Origin of the sequence: Staphylococcus debuckii (genome assembly GCF_003718735.1) — a bacterium.
Lineage (GTDB): Bacteria > Bacillota > Bacilli > Staphylococcales > Staphylococcaceae > Staphylococcus > Staphylococcus debuckii.
Genome location: NZ_CP033460.1, coordinates 2,583,280 through 2,604,702 on the forward strand (window position 1 = coordinate 2,583,280; position 21,423 = coordinate 2,604,702).

The window sequence follows — 21,423 nt, forward strand, 5'->3', positions numbered from 1 at the left end:
TATCATGTTGAAACGTACCTTTGAATTACATTTTTAAAAGTCAAATGAAATTACTTACCTAGAAAATCGAAATGTCACATTTTTTACTTAAATTAAAAAGGAAGGGGAACTTTAGTTTGTCCTAGCCCTTCCTTAAATTTATTAATCTGTTAATTTTTGTGTCATCACAAAGTCTTTATATTTCTTATGTGTTTCCATTAATTCTTTATGTTTGCCGGTTCCAGTTACATAACCGCCGTCTAAGAAAATAATTTGGTCCGCTTTCATAATGGTAGAAAGACGATGCGCAATTACAACAGTAGTACGTTCCTCCATTAATGTTTCTAAAGATTCTTGTATTTTCTTTTCACTTTCACTATCCAGATTTGCTGTAGCTTCATCTAACAAGAGAATATCTGGATTCTTCACGAAACTACGTGCGATATCAATACGTTGTCTTTGACCGCCTGATAATTTCAAACCGCGTTCTCCAACCAAAGTATCGTATCCTTCATCGAACTCCATAATAAAATCATGGCAATTTGCGAGTTTCGTATAGTTCTCAAGTTCTGCATCGGTAACTTCTCGATTAATACCATATAATATGTTATCGCGAATCGTACCGCTCATCATGGCATTAGATTGCATAACATAGCCGATTTTATTTCTCCAATCCGATAAAGGTAATTGATAAATAGATACTCCCGCATACAGAATATCGCCGCGAGTAACATCGTACATTCTTTCAATTAAATTAAAGATAGTACTTTTACCTGACCCAGATGGTCCCACAAATGCGGTTACCTTTCCTTTTGGAATTTCAAAATTTAAATCATGCAATACTTCTTTGACATCATAGCCGAAATCTACATTATCAAAAGTAAGACTGCCATTAGATAAGTCTTGGTTTGTCGGTGCTTCAACTTTTTCTAACGGTTCTTGCATAATTTCATAAATTCGGCTGCTGGCACCTACTGCCTTTTTATAATCTGTCATTAATGTAGAAAGATTAACTAACGGCATAGACAATTGAATGACATAGAAAATCATGGCAACTAATGTTCCGGCTGTAATAGCACCTGAAGAAATTCTAATGCCCCCGAATCCAAGAATAATACCGATAGTCAATAGCATAATCAAACCAGAAATAGGTTGAATTACTGCAGCGATTTTAGCTTGTTTTAAACCTAAATTATAGATTTCTTTCAAATTCAAATGAGCTTTATCTAATTCAATTTGCTCTGTATTCGCTACTTTAACTAAGCGCATCTCTGTTAGGACACGTCCCAGCAATCCACTGAAGTTTGCGATTTCAGCTTGCGTACGCGTTGAAATCCGCTGCATCACTCTGCCTAAAGGAATCATTATCGCTACAAATAAAGGTATTGTAATAAACGTTAAAAGTGTCATCTGCCAATCCATAATGAAAAGCATGATTAATGATCCGATAAGAGTAATAATCGATGGCAATACGTTCGGTAATTTTTGAGATACAAATTCATTGATAACTTTTGTATCATCCGTTAAACGGCTCATCAGTTGACCGCTTTCGTTCACATCAAAAAAACGCATGCGCAAGCGTATAATATGAGCCCATACTACTGATCGGATTGCATAAATTATTTTTTCACCAATTTTACTCAATAAATACAAGCCGATACCGCTTAATACAGCGTTCAACGCAAAAACAGCAACAAATATAAGAATAAATTGCATGTTAAATTGGCTGCCAGTGAATTTATCTACCATTCTTCCTGTAAATAAAGGGACCAGCAGTCCACTTATACTACCTAATGAAGAAATAGAAACTGCCACTATAATAAGTCCAAGCGGCCACTTTAATTTTTTCAAAAGAAATAATAAAGGATTGCTCTTCGTTTTTGTCTGTTCCATATACTTACCTCAACTGAATTTTAAAATATCTTTACTTTAACTTTACGCTTTGCAAAACATTTACAGAACAAGAGATACAAGAGGTCCGGCACTCTTCCGTCAGACAACCCTCAGACTGACCGACCTATATCGAGTGTCTTTGCTGAAGTGCACATACCTTGTTTCCAACACCTTTTGTGATAAACTAGTTCTGTTAATAAATTAATATTGAAGGAATGAAAGTTACGTTATGAAAAAAATAATATTAATAACTCTGCTGATATTCTTCGCAAGTACAATTATAACACCATTTTCAGAAGCAGACACCAATACCCCCTCCCCTGCCGAAGTTGCAAATGAATATGGTTATAATATATCAGATGACTTCAATCCAGAGGGTGCTGTTAATATAAGTCAGACAGGTCAAGTTCTATATGACTATCATATGAACAAAAAATGGTACCCAGCCTCCATGACAAAATTAATGACGATGTATCTTACGTTAGAAGCAGTCAAAGAACATAAATTATCTCTTGATGATAAAGTGAAAATTACTGATGATGATTATAGAATGTCTACGTTGCCTGAACTCAGCAATACGAAACTTTACCCAGGTGACACTTATACTATCAAAGAACTTTTACAAATTACCGTCTCTGCATCTAGTAATGCGGCAGCTTTAATTTTAGCTAAGAAAGTAGGAGGAAACACTTCAGATTTTACCGACCAAATGAATAAAAAAGCTAAAAAACTCGGTATGACTCATACACATTTTGTGAATCCTACAGGAGCTGAAAATAACCTTTTGCAAAATTACGCACCTAAAAAGTATAAAGATGAAATGTCTAGCAGAGCATCTGCTAAAGACTTTGCAATTCTTTCTCAAAGAGTCATTCAAGATACACCGAAAGTACTTTATTTTACTAAGCAATTAGCGCCGACCCAACATGGAGTTACATACTATACCTTCAACTGGTCTCTCGAAGGCTCAGAATTGAGTTTGAAAGGAACAGATGGTTTAAAAACAGGTTCCAGCGACATTGCAGATTACAATCATACAATTACTACTAAGCGCGATGGTTTTCGTATTGATCAAGCTATTATGGGCGCCGGCGATTATAAACACCTTGGTGGCGAGAAAGAACGTAATAAAATGGGCAATAGTATTATGAATCGTTCTTTTGATCAATATAAATATGTAAAAATCCTTTCTAAAGGTGAACAAAAAATTAACGGCAAAAAGTATTATGTCAAAAAAGATTTATATGATGTACTGCCAAAAGATTACACGAAAAAAGACTATAAATTTGTAATCAAAGATGGTCGCGTACACATTGATTATCCAAGACAATTTATTTCTAATCAATATGGTCCGCCTTCCGTAGAAGTAAAAAGACCTTTAGTGCATGAAGCGACTACTTTCGCACAATCTTCATTTTCTGAACATCCTGTGTTAACTGTAATTGGATGTGCCTTTATTATCGCTGCACTAGCCATTATTATTTTCTTAATTATTGATGCCATAAGACGTCGCAAAAACTAAGTCATTCATATAAAAAGAAGCTCGCTTGCAGTCTTGAAAAAGTTGAATTTTCAGGTTCAACTTTTTCGTATTCACTGCAAAGTGAGCTTTTTATTTTGCATCTTTTCCATAAAGTTCTTTCTTAATTTGAGTTGTAGAAATACCTTCAGTACGTTTCAAGTAAACGACTTCACATTTATCTTTTAGGAAGTCGAATTCACCTTCCCAATCATGCCCCATAACGAAAGTATCTACATCATAGCGTTCCACATCACGCTCTTTTTGTCCCCATCCTTCTTCTGGAATAACAAGGTCAACATAGCGGATAGATTCTAACATCATCTTACGTTGTTCATAATTATAATATGATTTTTTATTTTTAATACGATTGAATTCATCAGTAGAAAGGGCAACAATAAGATAATCTCCCATTTCTCTGGCTCTTCTTAACAGTTCAATATGGCCATAATGTAGCAAATCATATGTTCCATATGTGATGACACGCTTCATAATATTAACTCCTCCATTATTCTTTCACTGTTTAAAAAATAACATACTTTCATTTTAAAATCATTATTTATTTCAATAATATATTAAATGAGCCACATACAATAGCTTATCTCTTATTTTTTCAAAGCTTTTTTCAGTGCATGACGGCCTCTGAACATTCCAATCTTGGGTACGAGCTGCAAGTGAAAGGCGATAAAGTTCGGGCGGCCGATCCCTACTTTATTCAATGCTTCACGCCATTGTCTGTATAATTTAGGCGACCAGCCGATACCGCCTCCTTCTACTACCTTAATAATTCTAAAAAGTGCATTTCCGTCGTAATGCGTTTTTTGCATACCTTCAATATATTGGATGACTGTATCTAAAAGTGCTTGAGTAACCTTTGGCTTTGCAGTAATATATGCTTGCAACATATAACTGACAATTAATTCATCCATGCGATAACTATAATATTCTTGAACGTTCGGCATTCTTAAATAGTCCATCACACGTTGACGCACTTTAAAGGCATCTCTCATATAAGGGAAGAAACGTTCAACACTTTGAGCTGTAATTGAATTTTCTCTCATATTATAGCCTGCAATAATATCCGGGAGCAGCTGAATATCACGGGCTTGGTTGAATGCACGCGCCATATAAGTGTGTTCTTCACAAAATACAATATCCTCATCAAAACGTAAATCTTTAAAGCGAGAACTGAACATTTTGTCACGAGGTCCGATAGACTGCAACATCTCTGGACATTGCGTCAAGTTGACAACTTCGTCTTTTTTAATCGCTTCATGTGTCGGAAAAGTTCGCCATTCTCCATGAAAATCACGTCCTGTTTGACCGATTACAATTTCTACATCCTCATTAGTTTCATATCTGCGTGCCATTAAATCTATACGACTTGGAAGAAATTCGTCATCTGCATCTAAAAACATATAGACATCGCCAGTCATTTGGGATAGTCCTACATTTCGACTTGCGGCTGCCCCTTTATTTTCTTGGCTGATAATCTTCACGTGTTTATTTTCTTTTTGCAACGCTTCTAATGTTTGTAAAGTATTATCCGTTGAACCATCGTTAATACAAATAATCTCATGGTCATATTTCGTATCAATTGATCTTACTGCACGTTTTACAACTTCTTCAGAATTATAAACGGGAATAATTATAGAAATTTTCATTACTTTTTCACCAATTCTCTAATATAGTTTGATATTTTGTCTAGTGTATCAGGAGTGCTGAAACTATGCCATTCTTTAAATAATGGCGGGTAATGTTCCGGGCCTTCTTGCAACTTATGCAATAGGTCATCTTCATTATAAGCTTTATAGGCTTCAGGGATTTCCCAATAAAAATGATTTAAGCCACGTTCTACTTCATACTCTGCTTGGTCATATACATAGAATAACACGGGTTTATTTAAGAAGCTTGCTTCAATAGCGAGCGAACTGTAATCCGTAATAATAACATCCGCCATCAAGAACAGTCGTTGCGTATCAATTTTAGATGATTCTCCTAATTTAAGCGCTGAAGGATGCAATTTATTAATCAAAGTGTACTCTGGAAGCGCATTTTCAAATTTCTCTTTATCAATCATGCGATTCGCTTGAAAATGTTCTCGGTAAGTTGGTACATAAACAGCGAGTTTCCCTTCGATTCCATATTGCTGTTTTAAAGCATCTTTTTGTGCATCTAAATCTTTTGAAAAATACTGTACCATACGTGGCAAACCTAATTGCAGCATTTGATAAGGTTTAGCATTGTAGGCATTGGTAAAGCAAATCTCCATAGGTTTCCCACCGACTAAATAGCGATCTGTAGCCTGATAAACCCGCATATATTGGTCCACCATTTTTTTATTAGTTAAGTCCACAGCATGGTCCTTCAAGCCGAAATACTTTAATGCACCTGCCGCATGCCACGTTTGAATGACAGTTTGGCCTTTTTTCTTATGAAAACCGCCCATCAGCAAATAGTAGTTATCGATAAAAATAACTTTCGCTGTAGAAAGCGCATTAATTTGTGCAAAAATATGTTTATTGCTGTTATCAATGAATCGAACACCCTGTAAATGCTTCACGCTAATTTTATCCATCGACTTTCCGATAACTGTAATTTCATAACCTTCTGCGTTTAGCCTTTTAATAATCGGCATTACATCTTCCTTAAAGGTCATAAATATAACAATGTGATTAGTATCTAATTTTCTCTTTTTAAAAACACGGTTTAATATACTGATAATCAATAAATAAACTCTTTTAATTATTTGTCTCATTTCATATTACCCCTCTGTCTTCATTCTAAAAAAACTCCAAACACGTCTTAACATGCTTGGAGTTATCTTAAGCTAACAATGATTACATAAAGTCTGCAAATTGGTCTCTGTAACGCATGTGTAAAATTGAACCTACAAAGAACAAGAACAAGACAATAAATACATTGTATAAAGCGAGTTCCCAATGCTCGATGAAATACCATTTATGGAATAACATCGCTGCACGATAGGACTCAGCAATAAAATAAATTGGATTTAACATTAAAATCTTTTGTACGATCGATCCTGGTTTAGCGACCCATAAAATAGGTGATGCATAAAATAGGACGCGCATTAATGCTTGCATCAACATTTGTGTATCACGAATCAGCACTCCTAAAGTCGAAGTCACAAGTGCGACTGCACATGTAAACAAGTATGCAAACGGTACATACAGCAATAGTTGAATAATATGAATAGTTGGATAGATTCCAGACGCTATACAGAATATGAAAACAATTAATAATAAAACAAGATGTCCATATAATTTCGCTGTTACTGTATATGTCGGAATAATAGATAATGGAAAGTTCATTTTCGCAACTTGATTATACTTCGAAACAATTGAACGTGTTCCATCTAAAATACCTTGGTTGATAAAGAACCACATACTGATACCGACAAGCATCCAATAAATAAACGGAATGCCGTCAACAGGCGCGTTCGTACGAATCCCAAATCCGAATACAAACCAGTAAACTAAAATTTGAATGAGCGGATTGATTAATTCCCAAGCCATTCCTAAATAGTTATTGTGATTGGCTATTTTCAGTTCAAACTGAGCCAATCTATTAATTAAGTAAAAACCTTTAATATGTTCCTTAAGAACAGTTATTAGTGCTCCCATGATTAAACCACGCTTTCAAACGATTTGCGCATTTCACTACAAGTCATATGTAATATTTTTGTATGCCTAATATATCCATCTTAATATTATACGTAATTATAGTATAGATTGAAACAAATTTCATCAGTTTCAAGTTGAAAACATCTGCTATATTAAAATAATGACCTTTCTATCATTTAATGGTAAAATTTAGAACATTAATAAACATGTATTGCGTTTCTCTCACTTTCACGCCTATATTATAATATAATATAAATGATGACATGCAGTGCAGCATAATTAAGCAACGTAAAATGAGGACGGTTTTTTATGAAAGATATATCTGTAAAAATGGACAATATAACAAAAGAATATCGCATTTATCGTAACAATAAAGAGAGAGTCAAAGATGCTCTGATTCCTAACCATAAAAATAAAACGTTTTACGCCTTGAATGATGTTTCTATAACCGCTCACAAAGGTGATATTATCGGCTTGGTAGGCATTAATGGATCCGGTAAATCTACATTAAGCAATATCATCGGCGGCTCATTGTCAAATACAAGCGGCAATATTGAAAAACATGGTGAAGTCAGCGTTATCGCAATTAATGCAGGCTTAAATGCACAATTGACCGGCTTAGAAAATATCGAATTCAAAATGTTGTGTATGGGATTTAAACCTAAAGAAATAAAAGAACTCACTCCTAAAATTATTGAATTTAGTGAATTAGGAGAGTTTATCTACCAACCCGTTAAAAAATATTCAAGTGGGATGCGTGCGAAATTAGGTTTCTCTATTAACGTAACCATTGATCCAGACATTTTAGTTATCGATGAAGCCTTATCTGTCGGCGACCAAACTTTCACGCAGAAATCTTTAGATAAAATCCATGAGTTTAAAGAAGCAGATAAAACAATTTTCTTTGTCAGCCATAATATTGGTCAAGTACGTGAATTCTGTACAAAGATTGCTTGGATTGAAGGTGGCCGTCTAAAAGAATTCGGCGATGTAGATGAAGTTTTACCTCACTACGAAAAATTCTTAAAAGATTTTAAAAAGAAATCTAAGGCACAACAAAAAGAATTTAAACAAGAATTGGACAAATCCCGCTTTGTCATGAAATAAGACTACATTTATTTATATATAATTTAAATGTAAATCGAGTTTGAAATACACATCAACTCGGGTAGATATATTCATGATTAAACTTAAACGAATAAGCGTATTGCTTACTTTTTTAATTTTTTAAGCAAAAGCCTTTAAAATCTTTTCTAAAAGTATTATTATTAAATACAAGTGTATTAATAACAGGCATTGAAAATCCGCTCATTTACAAGAATGTCGTGATACGTCAGCAAATGACATTTTGTACAAGAGCTAACTCAATCAGCAGCTTTCCCCTGCTTCCTTTTTCTAAGATAAAGAAGAAGAGTATGGGTAAGCATAGACAAACATACAGCCTGTAAGTCATTATGTCATATCATTTCTTAAGTAAGCAGGTGATTGATATAGCTAGCAAGAATACTAAAAATAAAACTCAAGAATTTGCTAATCTCGTACGTGCATATCGAAAGGCACATATTGGGAAAGGGCCGGAACAAATTAAAGTTTTCTTTAAAGATAACTGGGCCATTGCACATATGACAGGCAGTTTGAGTAAAGTTGAAAATTTTTACTTACGCAATACCGAAAGTAAAGAATTTGAAAGAATGCTCAAATTTGGTCGTACAGAAGAAATTAAGCAGCTTTATAACCAACATCCTCCAACTGAAATGGAAGAATTGGTAGGCGCAAAATTTGTAAAATTATTTACAGATGTTAATCTAGAAGATGACGAGGTCATTTCAATCTTTGTATTTGACCGTTCAATCGAATAAATCAGGATTGGTGTAAGGTACTCGGTGCTGTTTACTAACCCGCTTTTGAAACTCGTACTAACTTTTCAAGGAGGTGATATATGTAAACAGGATCGAGTTTTTTATTTTCCATATACAATTGAGTTGGAACTTATCATTATAAAACCCATTCATTTCTATAAAAATAAATCAAAATACTATTGCAATTTGTGCTCACCACAATTTAACAAATTGCATAGCAAGCCCAAAACAACAATATGAAGTCTTGATTCAGCCCATTCAAATGACTTCTTATTGATTGAGATCAGCGTCGAATATCTATTACTTGCGACCTCCTTTCCGAATAATAATGTGATTGAAATAATAATTCCTAAGCGTAAGTAATTCATCTGACCCTCAAACAACCCTAACAACTAATAAAACCTGATAAGTTTCAACATTAGCATAAAATAGACTTATAACATCTATAAATTAATTGATGGTTCTAAAGACGCGTTAAAAATAATAAAACGCTGAAGGTACTGTAATAAGGTGCTATTATCACAGTAGTCTGCTGAACTGAATTCCCACAATTCATCACCACCAGCAGACCCCCTCAACTCAAACTGGATATACAACACTATTACCGTGCCAGCCCACAAACCCTTAAATGAAACAGAGTCACAAATCAGCTCTATCCTATAGCCATCGATAATAAATGCAGAATTGTATATGGAAAAGAGATGATAGCCCTTCATCTCATAAATCACACGACTGCTCAGATTGTCATAGCCCTTCAATCTGAGCACATACCCTTAATAAATAAGTAATAAAAATGTCAAATAACCTGTGTTCAATTAAGTTCCCTCAACTACTTAATTGAGACACATTCACTATAAAACTATAACCCTTAAACGAAAAACGCGTTGCAGCTACCCTTTCTACTGCAACGCGTATTTTTTATATAATTTTTAAGGATGGTAGTGAAACCATTTAAACACTAAGGTATATCAAAAACACAAAATGGAAATCTAGAGATTCAATCTAAATTTACTCTACTTTATTTAAGACGTCCGCTTCTTCTTTCAACTGTTTCACGAAGTCTTCCACATTCACGCTATGTTCTTCTGATTCTCCACGTTTACGCACTGCTACTGTACCGTTTTCAACTTCATTATCTCCTACTACAAGAGTATATGGCACTTTTTTCAAGTGCGCTTGACGGATTTTATATCCCATTTTTTCATCAGATAAATCAAGCTCTACTCTGAAGCCTTCTTTTTTCAAGCGACGTTTCAAATCTTTCACTGCATCTAAATGCAAGTCTGCGTTTACCGGAATAACTTCTAATTGAACTGGTGCAAGCCATAATGGCAAGTTGCCGCCGAAGTGTTCAAGTAAAATACCGATGAAGCGATCGCTTGAGCCATAAATAGCGCGGTGAATAACCACTGGACGTTCTTTTTCTCCTTCTTGATTAACAAATGTTAAATCAAATTTTTCTGGCATTTGGAAATCAAGTTGTACAGTACCGCATTGGTGACTACGTCCTAAAGCATCTTTAATATGAATATCAATTTTCGGACCATAGAAAGCGCCGTCTTTTTCATTTACAGTATAGTCAAATCCGTGTTGGTTCAATACATTTTCTAGAGATTGTTCTGCAAAATCCCATAATTCAATTTCACCCATATAATCATCTGGACGAGTAGATAATTCAATACTGTAATCAAATCCGAATACACTATAAACTTTATGAATTAAACCTAGTACTTCCAAAATTTCAGATTCAATTTGATCGCGACGGACAAAGATGTGTGCATCATCTTGATTAAAAGTACGGACACGGAACAAACCGTTTAATGAACCGCTCAATTCGTGACGATGCACTTGACCGAATTCTGCCATACGGATCGGCAAATCACGATAAGAATGTAAATGGTTTTTATAAATCAACATGTGGCCAGGACAGTTCATAGGTTTCAAAGCATAAGTTTGTTCGTCTACTTCAGTGAAATACATATTCTCTTTATAGTGATCCCAATGTCCACTATTTTTCCATAAAGTTTCATCCATAATAAACGGAGTATAAACTTCTTCGTAATCACTTTCGAATTGCAATTGGCGCAACATATTTTGTAATTCTAAACGAATGACTTGGCCATTATGAGCATAGAACGGCATACCTGGTGCATATTCTGAGAAAGAGAAGATATCTAATTCTTTGCCAAGTCGACGGTGGTTGACTTGTTCATATTTTTCAATAAATGCGAGATGGTCTTCTAAAGCTTTCGCATCTGCAAAAGCAAATCCAGCTATACGTTGCAATGATTCATTATTAACATCTCGCAACCAGTTTGTTGCTGAAATAGATTGTAATTTGAAGTTTTTAACTTTAGATAAATTTGTTACGAGCGGTTGGTCGACCACTGCTTTGTAATCTCCATGTACGGCTACAGTTACGGAACTTTCAGCTTGTTCGATATGATGTTGCATAAATGGATTATCTTTAAATAAGTCTAATGCTTCTAATTTAGGATATTCGCGTACTTCAATAGGATGATTGGCACTGATCATTTTATTCAATGATTTAGTGATTGCTTCTAAATCTGCGGCTTTCAAATTATTTGCTGCTTTAAAGTCGCAATAAAATTGTTCTTTATTGACACCATAGTCTGCTACTTCTACTTCATGTTTTGACGCTGCTTCCCCTGCTAAAAATCCTAAAGTATAACGAATCGCTTCTAAGCCTTCTTCATCTTCATAAGTAAAGAATTCAACTTGGCAATCTTTCTCGATTTGAGAGTTCAAACCGTGTAATTCTCCATTTACAGATGCTACAGCTGCTTTTTTCGCAAAAGAACTGCCGATTTTCTGTGCAACTTGGTAAAGTGTTGTATTACGTTCCACCTCCAATTTGCGTTGATCTGGTAAAGTTACGATGACTTGTTGTTCCATATTTATTGCCTCCTTAAATTCCTCATAAAATAAAAAACTGCACTTATCCCTTTAGATATAAAGGGACGAGTGCAGTTTCTGCTCGTGGTACCACCCAGATTCAAAACAAATGAAAAAGGCTGAAAGAAGACGCTTTTCTCTCGCATCATTTCCACATTTGTTTCCTCATTGGTATGACGTAACATGTCATTAAACGGTATATTTTCATATACTTCTCTAAAGTAGTAAAACACACGTCTAAGTTTATATAGAAGCTTACAGCCGATGACTTCTATTCTCTGTTTTATTCGTGTATTTATTGTCTTTATCGCCGAATCTATTTTTAAATTGTTTATAGTATATCGCAACGATTTCGATTTATCAATATTCTTTTATGATGTTCATATTTCCGTAAAACTTAAAAGCGTTTTCATTTTTTGCGTCTCGTTTGAAATACTTTAGAGACAAATCGCGGTAAACGCTGCATCCGAGTCATACGTTTCCAATCTGTAATCAAACGATAGAACCATTCTAAATTCAATTTACGAAAAACCCACGGGGCACGTTTTTTAGTTCCGCTATAAACTTCAATCGAGCCTCCTACGCCCATTAATAAGGTATGCTGCAAACGGTGACGATGTCGTTTGATCCATTCTTCTTGTTTCGGATATCCCATACCGACAAAGACATAATCAGGATTAAAAGTACTCACTTGACGTGCTACTTTTTCATCGCCGACATCGATATAACCATGATGTGAAGCAAATTCAATATGAGGATAATCTGCTTGTAAATGTTTCACTGCTTCATTCACTACTTTTTCAGAAGCTCCTAGCAAGAATACCTTCTGGCGATGGCGTTCTGCAATCGCCAAACATGCGGCCATAAATTCAATGCCAGGCACTCTTTCTTTCAACGGTGTTCCTAAGATGCGGCCTGCTTGAATGATACCTGTGCCATCAGGAATAATAAAATCCGCTTCTCCAATCAAGTCATAATAACTTCTTTCTTCAAGTGCATAGTCGACAATTTCGGGATTCGCTGTAACTACAAACATATTATCCGTTGTATCGGCTTCTACAAATTCAGTCACATAGTGTCTCATCTCATCCATCGTCACATTATCAAATTGAACAGACAAGATATCTACTTTATCGCGCTTAACTGTTCGGTGATTTTCCATATTTTAAGTCTCCTAACTTGCGCATCTGGTTGAATCAACCTATCATTTATACCATTATACACTACCTGATTGATGGATTGCATTTCTTTCAATAAGTGGTAATCTGAATTTAATATTATTTCATTTAAAGAGGTTTTTAATTATGACAACTGAAAAAGAAAAAATGCTGAGCGGACAATTATATACTTCCAGAGATCCGCAGCTTGTAAAAGAAAGACACAAAGCACGGCACGCTACAAAAGCGATTAATAATGCATTTTCAATCAAAGAACGTCATTGTCTCTTAAGACAAAGTATCGGTCATTGCGGCGACAATGTATTTATCGAACCAGATATTCATTTCGACTATGGTTACAATATCTCGATCGGCAATCATTTTTATGCCAATTTCAACCCGGTCATGTTAGATGTTGCACCTATTACTATCGGCGATAATGTATTGCTCGGCCCTAATGTACAATTAGTTACTGCTACACATCCGCTCAATCCGGTTGAACGCGCTTCAGGATTAGAATTAGCTTTCCCGATTACCATCGGCAACCATGTATGGATAGGTGCTGGAGCCATCGTATTGCCTGGTGTAACTATCGGCGACAATGTGGTCGTAGGGGCAGGCAGCGTGGTCACTAAAGATGTCCCTGATAATCAGGTTGTTGCCGGCAACCCGGCGCGCATGATCAGAAAAGTGCCTTTGGATTAGAATAGGTCTCTAGACGTAAGCATACCTCCACCATTTTCCTTTATAATAAATATTAATTCTTAATCCTATTCAGAGGTATCTGCTATGCAATTATTTACAGAAATCATCAGTACTTCGATGACACTGCACCTTTATCTGGTTGTCATCATCGCCGTTCTCTATTTAGCAGTGCATCACTATCGTAATCGTCCCGCTCTCGCCTTTCTGGATATTTTTCTAAATTATATTCCAGTACTGACACACGAGTTTGGTCATATTGTTTTCAATAAAATCAGTGGTGGACGCACAGAAGATTTAGTCATCGTGACTTCTCCGAGAGAACGCATGGCAACTTCTCAACAAGGGTTTGCGATTACACGTGCTTCGCGCCGTTCTACTATGATAATTACAACTTTAGGCGGCTATGTGATGCCACCATTGATGCTGGCAATCGGTATTTTCAGTGCTTATTATCACTATCCTGCACTTTTCGTGTTAAGTTATTTAGTGATTTTTATTTATTTTGTCTGTATTACATCACGCAAAGGTATTCCGATTTTAATCGCGCTTTTGCTCGGAATCATGATTTATTTGCTTATCCAAAATAATCAACCAGACACCATGATACTCATTCTCTCTATTGTGTATCATTTTATTCTAGGCGTCTTATTCGGCGAGCTCTTGCAGTCAACTTGGACTATAGTTCGTCTGACTTTCACTCAATATCCGATTGAATGGGACGGCTCCGCTTTACGGAATTTAACACACATTCCAGTCGTCGTCTTTTCGACACTGTGGATTGCTTTCAACTTTTACATTGTTTATGCTGTCGTAAAATACTTACTCTTCCAAGGTTAGGAGATGACTGTTATGGTTCTATTAAAAATTGCTGAGAAAGAAGATTTGCCCCTTTTTACGAAGGTCTATAATCAGGCTATTCGCATGCGCAATGTTACAGCGGATATTGAAGAGATTACTGAAGCACAAATGGCTTCTATTTTCTCTCAGCATGATACTTCGAGACCGTTATATACTATCTTTAATGAGCAGCAAGCAATCGGTTATGCAAGTTTAAATCATTTTTATGGGCGCCCTGCCTATGACGAGACAGCAGAACTCAGTATTTATTTAGATGCTGAGACAAGAGGCAAAGGATACGGCACCAAAGTGATGAAACTTTTGGAACAAGAAGCTGCCTCACTTAATATCCACTATCTTACCGGCTATGTATTTGCTCAAAATATCCCTTGTAATAAACTTTTTGAAAAACAGGGCTATTCTCTTTGGGGAGAACTACCGCAAATTGCGCATATTGATGAAAAACGTCTCGATTTAAATATATGGGGCAAACAAATTTAAAGCCAAAACTGGAGCATACGGGCTGGGACATTCATTTGTCGCAGCCTGTATTTCCTATTCGCCCCTAAACTGGCCTCAATCAGATTTTATAACCCCCCAAATAGCGAAGGGCTGAGACCTCAATAGAAGTCTCAGCCCTTACTACATTATATTCTATTATTTGACGTTAAATATGTGTCCTTTTTTCATGAGTTCAGAACAATTATGCCCCGCCTCTACTATAATTTTTTATTTAAGCATCCATTTTTTCACCAAAAATATGAGCCGCATTTTCATAACTCAAGATGATTAAAGGATCTTCTCCTTTGCGAATCGCAATTACTCTATTAGTATCATCTTGTGATTCAACTGTGATTTCATCTCCGATAGAAATCGCTTTGCTAGATAAATAAACTAACAATTTAGTACGATCTCTTACTCTGCGGATTATCAGATGATCCCCCTCTTTAAAATCTTTTAATGAGTCATTATAAATTTCTTCAAACTTTCCATCGCGCGGAATCACGCCGCCATGCGGACAGGTAGTTGGATAATTCAACAGTTCATCCAGGCGTTCTACAAACAAATCAGAAACACGATGTTCCAAGACTTCCGCTTCCTGATGTACTTCTTCCCATGTATATTTTAAAATCTCTATTAAAAAAAGTTCTAATAAACGATGGCGTTTAATTATTTCCAACGTATGATTAAAACCTTCCTCTGATAATTTCACACCTTTATAAGGCTTCGTTGTAACATAACCCGCTTTTTCCAAACGGTTAACCATTTCACTTACGGATGGTGGTTTAATATTCAAATATTGAGAGAGTTTTTTATTTGTAACGAATGAAGTTGCGCCGCCATTATTCAAAATCGCTTTCAGATAATCTTCCTTTTCTTCCGTTAACATCCTGTCACCGATCCTTCCATCCAGATTCACTTTATTGTATCACGAAAATACTTGACACGCTAAATTTCATGTCTTATGATGAAATAAATTAGGTTAACCTAAAAATTTAGTTAGGAGGTGTTATAGAATGCTGAAAGTTGAAAACTTGAATTTATTTTTAGGACATAAACATATTTTGCAAGATATAAATTTACAGTTGCCGATTCAAGGAGAATTAATTGGAATAATGGGACCTAATGGCGCTGGTAAATCTTCTTTAATTAAGTCACTCATCGGCGAATTCAAAGCTGAAGGTATAAAACAACTGAATGACAGGCCGATTCTATCGCAATTAAATAAGATTACATACATACCTCAAAAAACGCATTTAGATTTAGACTTTCCCATTAGTGTGGAATCAGTTGTACTTTCTGGTGCATTTAAAGAAATCGGTTGGTTTAAGAAGCCGAGCCACCGCATTAAAATGCGACTGAACGATTTGCTCGAAGATATGCAGTTAACTGCATTGCGGAAACGCCAAATTGCAGAACTCAGCGGTGGCCAACTACAGCGTGTCCTAGTAGCGCGCGCATTGATGACTGAGAGTGTCCTTTATTTACTGGATGAACCTTTTGTGGGAATTGATTTCACAAGTGAACAGTTGATTATGGATAAATTACAGCAGTTGAAGGCACAAGGTAAATTAATTTTAATTGTGCATCATGATTTATCGAAAGCCGCAGAGTATTTTGATCGTATCCTCTTGCTTAATCGGACCTTACGTTATTTCGGACCTAGTAAAGAAGCAATTACAGCAGAACGTTTAAATGAAACTTATATGAATCACAGTACGCCCAGTACGATAACTTCACATAATGAGAAAGTGAGAATAAAGAATGCTTGATTTTTTTCAACACATATTTGAATACCAATTTTTAAGCCGCGCACTCATTATCTCTATTTTTGTAGGAATTGTTTGCGGGACGGTCGGCAGTCTGATTGTTTTAAGAGGATTGTCACTCATGGGTGATGCGATGAGCCATGCTGTACTGCCAGGCGTTGCATTATCATTTCTTTTCAAAATTCCGATGTTTGTCGGAGCTCTTGTCACAGGAATGCTTGCAAGTTTGTTTATCGGATTTATTTCTGATAAAAGCAAAACCAAGCAAGATGCCGCCATAGGTATTAGTTTTACAGCATTTTTAGCAGTCGGAGTCATTATTATCAGCTTAATTAATAGTACGACTGATTTGTATCATATTCTTTTTGGTAATTTGCTAGCGATTACTAAAACTGCATATTGGTCAACTATTATTGTCAGCTCGATAGTGCTCTTGCTTATCATCATTTTCTACCGCCCTTTAATGATTTCTACTTTTGATCCGACCTTTAGTAGAATGAGCGGTTTAAATACAACATTTATACATTACTTTGTAATGCTGCTACTGTCACTCGTAACTGTAGCAAGCATCCAAACTGTTGGTATCATCTTGGTCGTTGCATTGCTGATTACACCCGCTTCAACTGCTTTCTTAATCACTAAGAAACTCTGGTCGATGATGGTTGTTGCCAGTCTGATCAGTGTAGTCAGTGCAATCGTCGGCATGTATTTCAGTTATATTTATAACATTCCCAGCGGTGCAACGATTGTCTTGTGTGCATTCGCGATTTATATAGGTACATTTATCTATTCAAAAATCATTCAACAAAATAAAAAAGGAGTTGCATCATGAAAAAGTTAGTACCTTTATTAATTGCAGTTTTACTATTTTTAGCTGCGTGTGGCGGAGGAAGCGGTTCGAATTCGCATTCTTCCGATGAAAAACTAAAAATTGTCACAACGAATTCTATTCTTGCAGATATGACGCAACATATAACTGGCAAACAAGCAGAAATCCATAGTATTGTTCCAGTCGGTCAGGACCCGCATGAATATGAAGTCAAACCGAAAGATATCAAAGCTATAACAGACGCTGACATTATTTTATATAACGGATTGAATCTCGAAACCGGTAATGGCTGGTTCGACAAAGCTTTAGAACAAGCTGGCAAAAACACAAAAGATAAGAGTGTCGTACGCGTTTCTAAAGACGTCAAACCAATTTATTTAAACGGTGCAAAAGGAGATGATTCTAAACAAGATCCGCACGCATGGCTAAGTTTAGAAAACGGCATCAAATATGTCAAAACGATCCAGCAAGCTGTGATTCAACATGACAAAGCACACAAAGATGATTTCCAAAAACGAGGTGATGGCTATCTCAAACAACTTGAAAAATTAAATAAAGACAGTCACGACAAATTCGATGACATTCCTAAAAATCAACGTGCAATGATTACAAGCGAAGGCGCTTTTAAATACTTCTCCAAACAATATGGCATTACACCCGGCTATATTTGGGAAATTAACACTGAAAAACAAGGTACACCTGAACAAATGAAACAAGCCATCAAATTTGTGAAAGACCATCATTTAAAAAATCTATTAGTCGAAACAAGTGTCGATCATAAAAGTATGGAAAGCTTGAGTGAAGAAACAGACGTACCGATTTCAGGCGAAGTATTTACAGATTCTATTGGCAAAAAAGGCAGTAAGGGCGATTCCTATTATAAAATGATGGAATCTAATATTGAAACTGTCCATAACAGCATGAAATAAGCACATTATCCTTTATATTGGCGGATTACCTCCTAATTCGTTTACGAATTCCGCCATCCATAAATAATCTATCCTAAACCCTAAACATAAATAAATAAGCGTGGTCACAATCCTCCCTAGAGACCACATTACTTCTATAGAAAAGCGGTGCTGCGATGACATCGCTTTTCGAAGAGCCAGTCTCCTCCAAGTCTGGCTCTTTTTTTGCATAAAAAACTGCGGAATTCTGCTGTTCGAACAGAAATCCGCAGTTATATTGTTATGTTAAACGATCTACTAAAGCCATTTCATCATAGTTGATTGCTTCTCTTACTTTCAAGGCTGTCTTTTCACTGACTTCCCCTTCTTCAACTAAATCATTTAAGATATGGCGTTGTTCACGTAAAGCATTCAATTTAATTTTGGATAGAGAATCGTGATGCTTAGATCCAAAGAAATTAGCAGGCGTAAGATTATCCGTACGCAACAGATAACTATCGCAAATAGTGCCGATTTCTAAACGATTGTCTGGTGTCGCTTCTTTCGACAATCTTTTTACGACATTATAATGCACAATACGCATGATTTTAGAGATTTCTTTTAAGTTTTCTCTAATATCCAGTGAAGAAGCTGCATTCGTCTGCACACGCACACGACGTCTTAATAAACCTGTTTTGATACGCATCCAAATACGTCTCAATAAGGAAGCTTGACGATATACTTGTGTACGTTCAGCGTAACGCATGTAGTTATCGAAATCACTTTGAGAGATACGTCCTTCTTTTGCTAGATTATCTAAGGTTTTCGTCTCTGTATCAAAGGCAATACCTTGCAAGCGTTCTAATTCTTTAGAGTCTTCATCATCATCGTCTAATACTTTCAGGAACGCAATACGATCATGATAATCCTTAATGACATTACCGTATTTAAACGATGTTTCTGGTGTCGCATGTTGTCTTAAGTATTCAATCACATGTTCTAATATATACACACGTGTTTGTTTGAAGGACATGCCTTCTAGTTTTACCTTTTTCATAGCTGGTGTAACAAGAGGTAAGAATACTTGAGCCACTACTAAACTTAAAATAACCATTCCTGAAGAAATAAATAGTAAATCATTACGATAAATGAACGATTTATTTTCTCCAAGAACGAACGGTAAGGTTAAGGCGATAGCCAGTGAAATGGTACCGTGCACACCGCATAAGGTCATTATCAAAGCATACTTGCTGCGTTTCGGTTTCTTAGTAGGCGGTAAACCTTCTTCATTCATCGCTCTTTCAAAGGGACTGACCGGCAAGTAAAAGTAAGGATAGAGGACATAGACCCATACGAAGCGGAAGACATATACCGCAAGTGCTACAATGCCCGTCGTTGTCAATAAGAACACAAGATTTTGCGGTTCTGTCTTAATAATATTGACGACGACTTCAGGAACCATATAACCTAAAATAACAAACACAAATCCGTTTAACGCATAACTCAAGACGTTCCATGTTTGTGTGTAACTTAATTGCAGTTGCGTACTGACGTGTGTAATACGATCCCGTTCAAAACCGTGTACCAATCCAGCTACAACAGCCGCAATAATCCCTGAGGCATGAAATACCTCTGCAATCAGATAAGTTACAAATGGTGTCAGCAATTGAATAAAGATAAACATGTTATTGCTCTCTACACCACGTCTAGAAAGTGTAACGCGCAATCTTACCAATACTACACCGATAATCATACCTACAATCAAACCGCCAATTGCGGCAATCAAGAACTCTCCTACAGCATGTGTGACTGAGAAAGTACCTGTAATTAATGCAGTTACAGCAATTTTGAAAGAAATGATACCTGCTGCATCATTCAGTAAAGATTCTCCTTCCAAAATGGTCATAGAACCTTTCGGCAATACTTTTCCTTTAGTAATCGCAGAAACGGCTACCGCATCTGTCGGACAAAGGATAGCTGCGAGGGCAAATCCTGCCGGCATAGGTAAATTCGGCCAAACCCAGTGAATGAAGAAACCTACACCGATGACCGTAGTAAATACTAATCCGAGCGCCATCAGCATAACCGGCTTAATATAACGCCGTAGACTGACACGCGAAACTTGGACACCTTCTACAAATAATAACGGCGCGATTAAAGCGACCATAAATACTTCTGTATCAAAATCAAAACTGACAGGGATAGGTGTTAAAAATAATAAAGCCCCTAAAAAAATTTGGATAAATGCTAAAGGCACTTTAGGGAGAAATAGTGAATGGATTAATGAACTTATGATTACTGCTGCTAAAAATATCAGCATGCTTTCAACTATCTCCAAATTGTCACCTCTTTCTATGTTCATTCATATGAAGTGGAGGTTAAAAATTGAACCGCACCCAATTTCTAACGTCTATTTACAATCATACAATATTGAATTGCACAAAATCTATTTATATAACTTCAGAGGATATAGAACTGCGTGTTGATGGTTCAAATGTAATCTGAAATATAAAAAATAATACAGCTTAAAAAAGCAGGAAGCCGAAAGTTGAGTACTCTATCTGAGGCTATATAAATAGAGTTATGCTATTACATTTTTACCCGTTCTATCTACTGATTATTACAGCAGAAAAAAATTATTAAGATTTTTTTAACAAAGGGTGTGCTTTTTTCTCAGAGAAAACGATATATAGAGTGAGCAAGGAGGTGAAGCAGATGAAAAAAATTAAAGATGTTGCCATCACATTGATTCACGAAGAAATTGGTGAGAATGACAAAGTTGTACAAAAACGTCGTAAGTTTTCACGTTTAAACCCAGAAATCTCTACTCAAGGATTACAAACATTTAAAAATGTAATTGAAAAATTGACTGGTGAAACGTACATCAATGTCGAAGTTACTACAGTAGAAACTTTATAAGGAGGAAGA

The 21,423-nt window shown here is 36.0% G+C and carries 19 protein-coding genes; 10 read left to right on the plus strand and 9 right to left on the minus strand.

Annotated features, from left to right (window positions below; all coding sequences use genetic code 11):
• Nucleotides 1–141 precede the first annotated feature (141 nt).
• The gene (locus CNQ82_RS12540; RefSeq protein WP_123145531.1) at nucleotides 142–1,872 is read right to left on the minus strand and encodes an ABC transporter ATP-binding protein; all 1,731 of its coding nucleotides are present in this window, start codon (nucleotides 1,870–1,872) and stop codon (nucleotides 142–144) included.
• Nucleotides 1,873–2,101: 229 nt separating this feature from the next.
• Here CNQ82_RS12540 and pbp4 point away from each other — a divergent pair, with 229 nt between their 5' ends.
• Nucleotides 2,102–3,394: a penicillin-binding protein PBP4 gene (gene pbp4 / locus CNQ82_RS12545; RefSeq protein WP_123145532.1), complete on the plus strand. Its 1,293-nt coding sequence runs from the start codon at nucleotides 2,102–2,104 to the stop codon at nucleotides 3,392–3,394.
• A gap of 90 nt (nucleotides 3,395–3,484) precedes the next feature.
• Here pbp4 and tagD read toward each other — a convergent pair whose 3' ends face one another.
• The 4 genes from tagD to CNQ82_RS12565 all read right to left on the minus strand — a co-directional run bounded on the left by tagD (nucleotide 3,485) and on the right by CNQ82_RS12565 (nucleotide 7,035).
• Nucleotides 3,485–3,883, minus strand: a complete 399-nt coding sequence (tagD, locus tag CNQ82_RS12550) for a glycerol-3-phosphate cytidylyltransferase (RefSeq protein WP_095106704.1) — start codon at nucleotides 3,881–3,883, stop codon at nucleotides 3,485–3,487.
• Between the two features lie 113 nt (nucleotides 3,884–3,996).
• Nucleotides 3,997–5,055, minus strand: coding sequence for a glycosyltransferase family 2 protein (locus CNQ82_RS12555; protein WP_123145533.1), 1,059 nt, complete (start codon nucleotides 5,053–5,055; stop codon nucleotides 3,997–3,999).
• Complete coding sequence (tarB, locus tag CNQ82_RS12560; protein ID WP_123145534.1) at nucleotides 5,055–6,149, minus strand: teichoic acid glycerol-phosphate primase TarB; 1,095 nt, start codon at nucleotides 6,147–6,149, stop codon at nucleotides 5,055–5,057. Before tarB ends, CNQ82_RS12555 begins: the two co-directional genes overlap by 1 nt.
• 82 nt (nucleotides 6,150–6,231) lie before the next feature.
• Complete coding sequence (locus tag CNQ82_RS12565) at nucleotides 6,232–7,035, minus strand: ABC transporter permease (protein ID WP_123145535.1); 804 nt, start codon at nucleotides 7,033–7,035, stop codon at nucleotides 6,232–6,234.
• Between the two features lie 309 nt (nucleotides 7,036–7,344).
• On the opposite strand from CNQ82_RS12565, the gene tagH reads away from it, so the two are divergent.
• A complete protein-coding gene (gene tagH / locus CNQ82_RS12570) occupies nucleotides 7,345–8,142 on the plus strand; it encodes a teichoic acids export ABC transporter ATP-binding subunit TagH (RefSeq protein ID WP_123145536.1) in 798 nt (265 codons plus the stop codon).
• Nucleotides 8,143–8,489: 347 nt separating this feature from the next.
• Nucleotides 8,490–8,894 carry a Na-translocating system protein MpsC family protein gene (locus tag CNQ82_RS12575; protein ID WP_095106714.1) on the plus strand — a complete coding sequence of 135 codons (405 nt, stop codon included), beginning with the start codon at nucleotides 8,490–8,492 and terminating at the stop codon, nucleotides 8,892–8,894.
• Between the two features lie 1,008 nt (nucleotides 8,895–9,902).
• Here the strand turns inward: CNQ82_RS12575 and thrS are convergent.
• On the minus strand, nucleotides 9,903–11,810 hold the full coding sequence (thrS, locus tag CNQ82_RS12580) for a threonine--tRNA ligase (RefSeq protein ID WP_123145537.1): 1,908 nt from the start codon (nucleotides 11,808–11,810) through the stop codon (nucleotides 9,903–9,905).
• Between the two features lie 409 nt (nucleotides 11,811–12,219).
• Nucleotides 12,220–12,972, minus strand: a complete 753-nt coding sequence (gene tarA, locus CNQ82_RS12585; protein WP_123145538.1) for an N-acetylglucosaminyldiphosphoundecaprenol N-acetyl-beta-D-mannosaminyltransferase TarA — start codon at nucleotides 12,970–12,972, stop codon at nucleotides 12,220–12,222.
• A 142-nt stretch (nucleotides 12,973–13,114) separates the two neighbouring features.
• Between tarA and CNQ82_RS12590 the strand changes: the two genes are divergently transcribed.
• The 3 genes from CNQ82_RS12590 to CNQ82_RS12600 all read left to right on the plus strand — a co-directional run bounded on the left by CNQ82_RS12590 (nucleotide 13,115) and on the right by CNQ82_RS12600 (nucleotide 15,010).
• Nucleotides 13,115–13,672, plus strand: a complete 558-nt coding sequence (locus CNQ82_RS12590; protein ID WP_123145539.1) for a sugar O-acetyltransferase — start codon at nucleotides 13,115–13,117, stop codon at nucleotides 13,670–13,672.
• A gap of 84 nt (nucleotides 13,673–13,756) precedes the next feature.
• Nucleotides 13,757–14,509, plus strand: coding sequence for a M50 family metallopeptidase (locus tag CNQ82_RS12595; protein WP_123145540.1), 753 nt, complete (start codon nucleotides 13,757–13,759; stop codon nucleotides 14,507–14,509).
• Nucleotides 14,510–14,521: 12 nt separating this feature from the next.
• Complete coding sequence (locus tag CNQ82_RS12600) at nucleotides 14,522–15,010, plus strand: GNAT family N-acetyltransferase (RefSeq protein WP_123145541.1); 489 nt, start codon at nucleotides 14,522–14,524, stop codon at nucleotides 15,008–15,010.
• 232 nt (nucleotides 15,011–15,242) lie between these two features.
• On the opposite strand, the gene CNQ82_RS12605 is transcribed toward CNQ82_RS12600, so the two are convergent.
• Nucleotides 15,243–15,899 (minus strand): metal-dependent transcriptional regulator, encoded by a 657-nt coding sequence (locus CNQ82_RS12605; RefSeq protein ID WP_095106730.1) that lies wholly within the window; start codon nucleotides 15,897–15,899, stop codon nucleotides 15,243–15,245.
• Nucleotides 15,900–16,026: 127 nt separating this feature from the next.
• Between CNQ82_RS12605 and CNQ82_RS12610 the strand changes: the two genes are divergently transcribed.
• The 3 genes from CNQ82_RS12610 to mntC are packed head-to-tail and all read left to right on the plus strand — an operon-like array spanning nucleotide 16,027 to nucleotide 18,537.
• Nucleotides 16,027–16,782, plus strand: a complete 756-nt coding sequence (locus tag CNQ82_RS12610; RefSeq protein ID WP_123145542.1) for a metal ABC transporter ATP-binding protein — start codon at nucleotides 16,027–16,029, stop codon at nucleotides 16,780–16,782.
• The gene (locus CNQ82_RS12615; RefSeq protein WP_123145543.1) at nucleotides 16,775–17,611 is read left to right on the plus strand and encodes a metal ABC transporter permease; all 837 of its coding nucleotides are present in this window, start codon (nucleotides 16,775–16,777) and stop codon (nucleotides 17,609–17,611) included. The genes CNQ82_RS12610 and CNQ82_RS12615 overlap by 8 nt, the downstream gene beginning before the upstream one ends.
• Nucleotides 17,608–18,537 carry a manganese ABC transporter substrate-binding lipoprotein MntC gene (gene mntC, locus CNQ82_RS12620; protein WP_123145544.1) on the plus strand — a complete coding sequence of 310 codons (930 nt, stop codon included), beginning with the start codon at nucleotides 17,608–17,610 and terminating at the stop codon, nucleotides 18,535–18,537. Before CNQ82_RS12615 ends, mntC begins: the two co-directional genes overlap by 4 nt.
• Before the next feature lie 259 nt (nucleotides 18,538–18,796).
• Here mntC and CNQ82_RS12625 read toward each other — a convergent pair whose 3' ends face one another.
• Nucleotides 18,797–20,833, minus strand: a complete 2,037-nt coding sequence (locus CNQ82_RS12625) for a cation:proton antiporter (protein ID WP_123145545.1) — start codon at nucleotides 20,831–20,833, stop codon at nucleotides 18,797–18,799.
• A 377-nt stretch (nucleotides 20,834–21,210) separates the two neighbouring features.
• On the opposite strand from CNQ82_RS12625, the gene CNQ82_RS12630 reads away from it, so the two are divergent.
• Nucleotides 21,211–21,414, plus strand: a complete 204-nt coding sequence (locus CNQ82_RS12630) for a DUF1659 domain-containing protein (protein ID WP_095106738.1) — start codon at nucleotides 21,211–21,213, stop codon at nucleotides 21,412–21,414.
• Nucleotides 21,415–21,423: the final 9 nt, after the last annotated feature.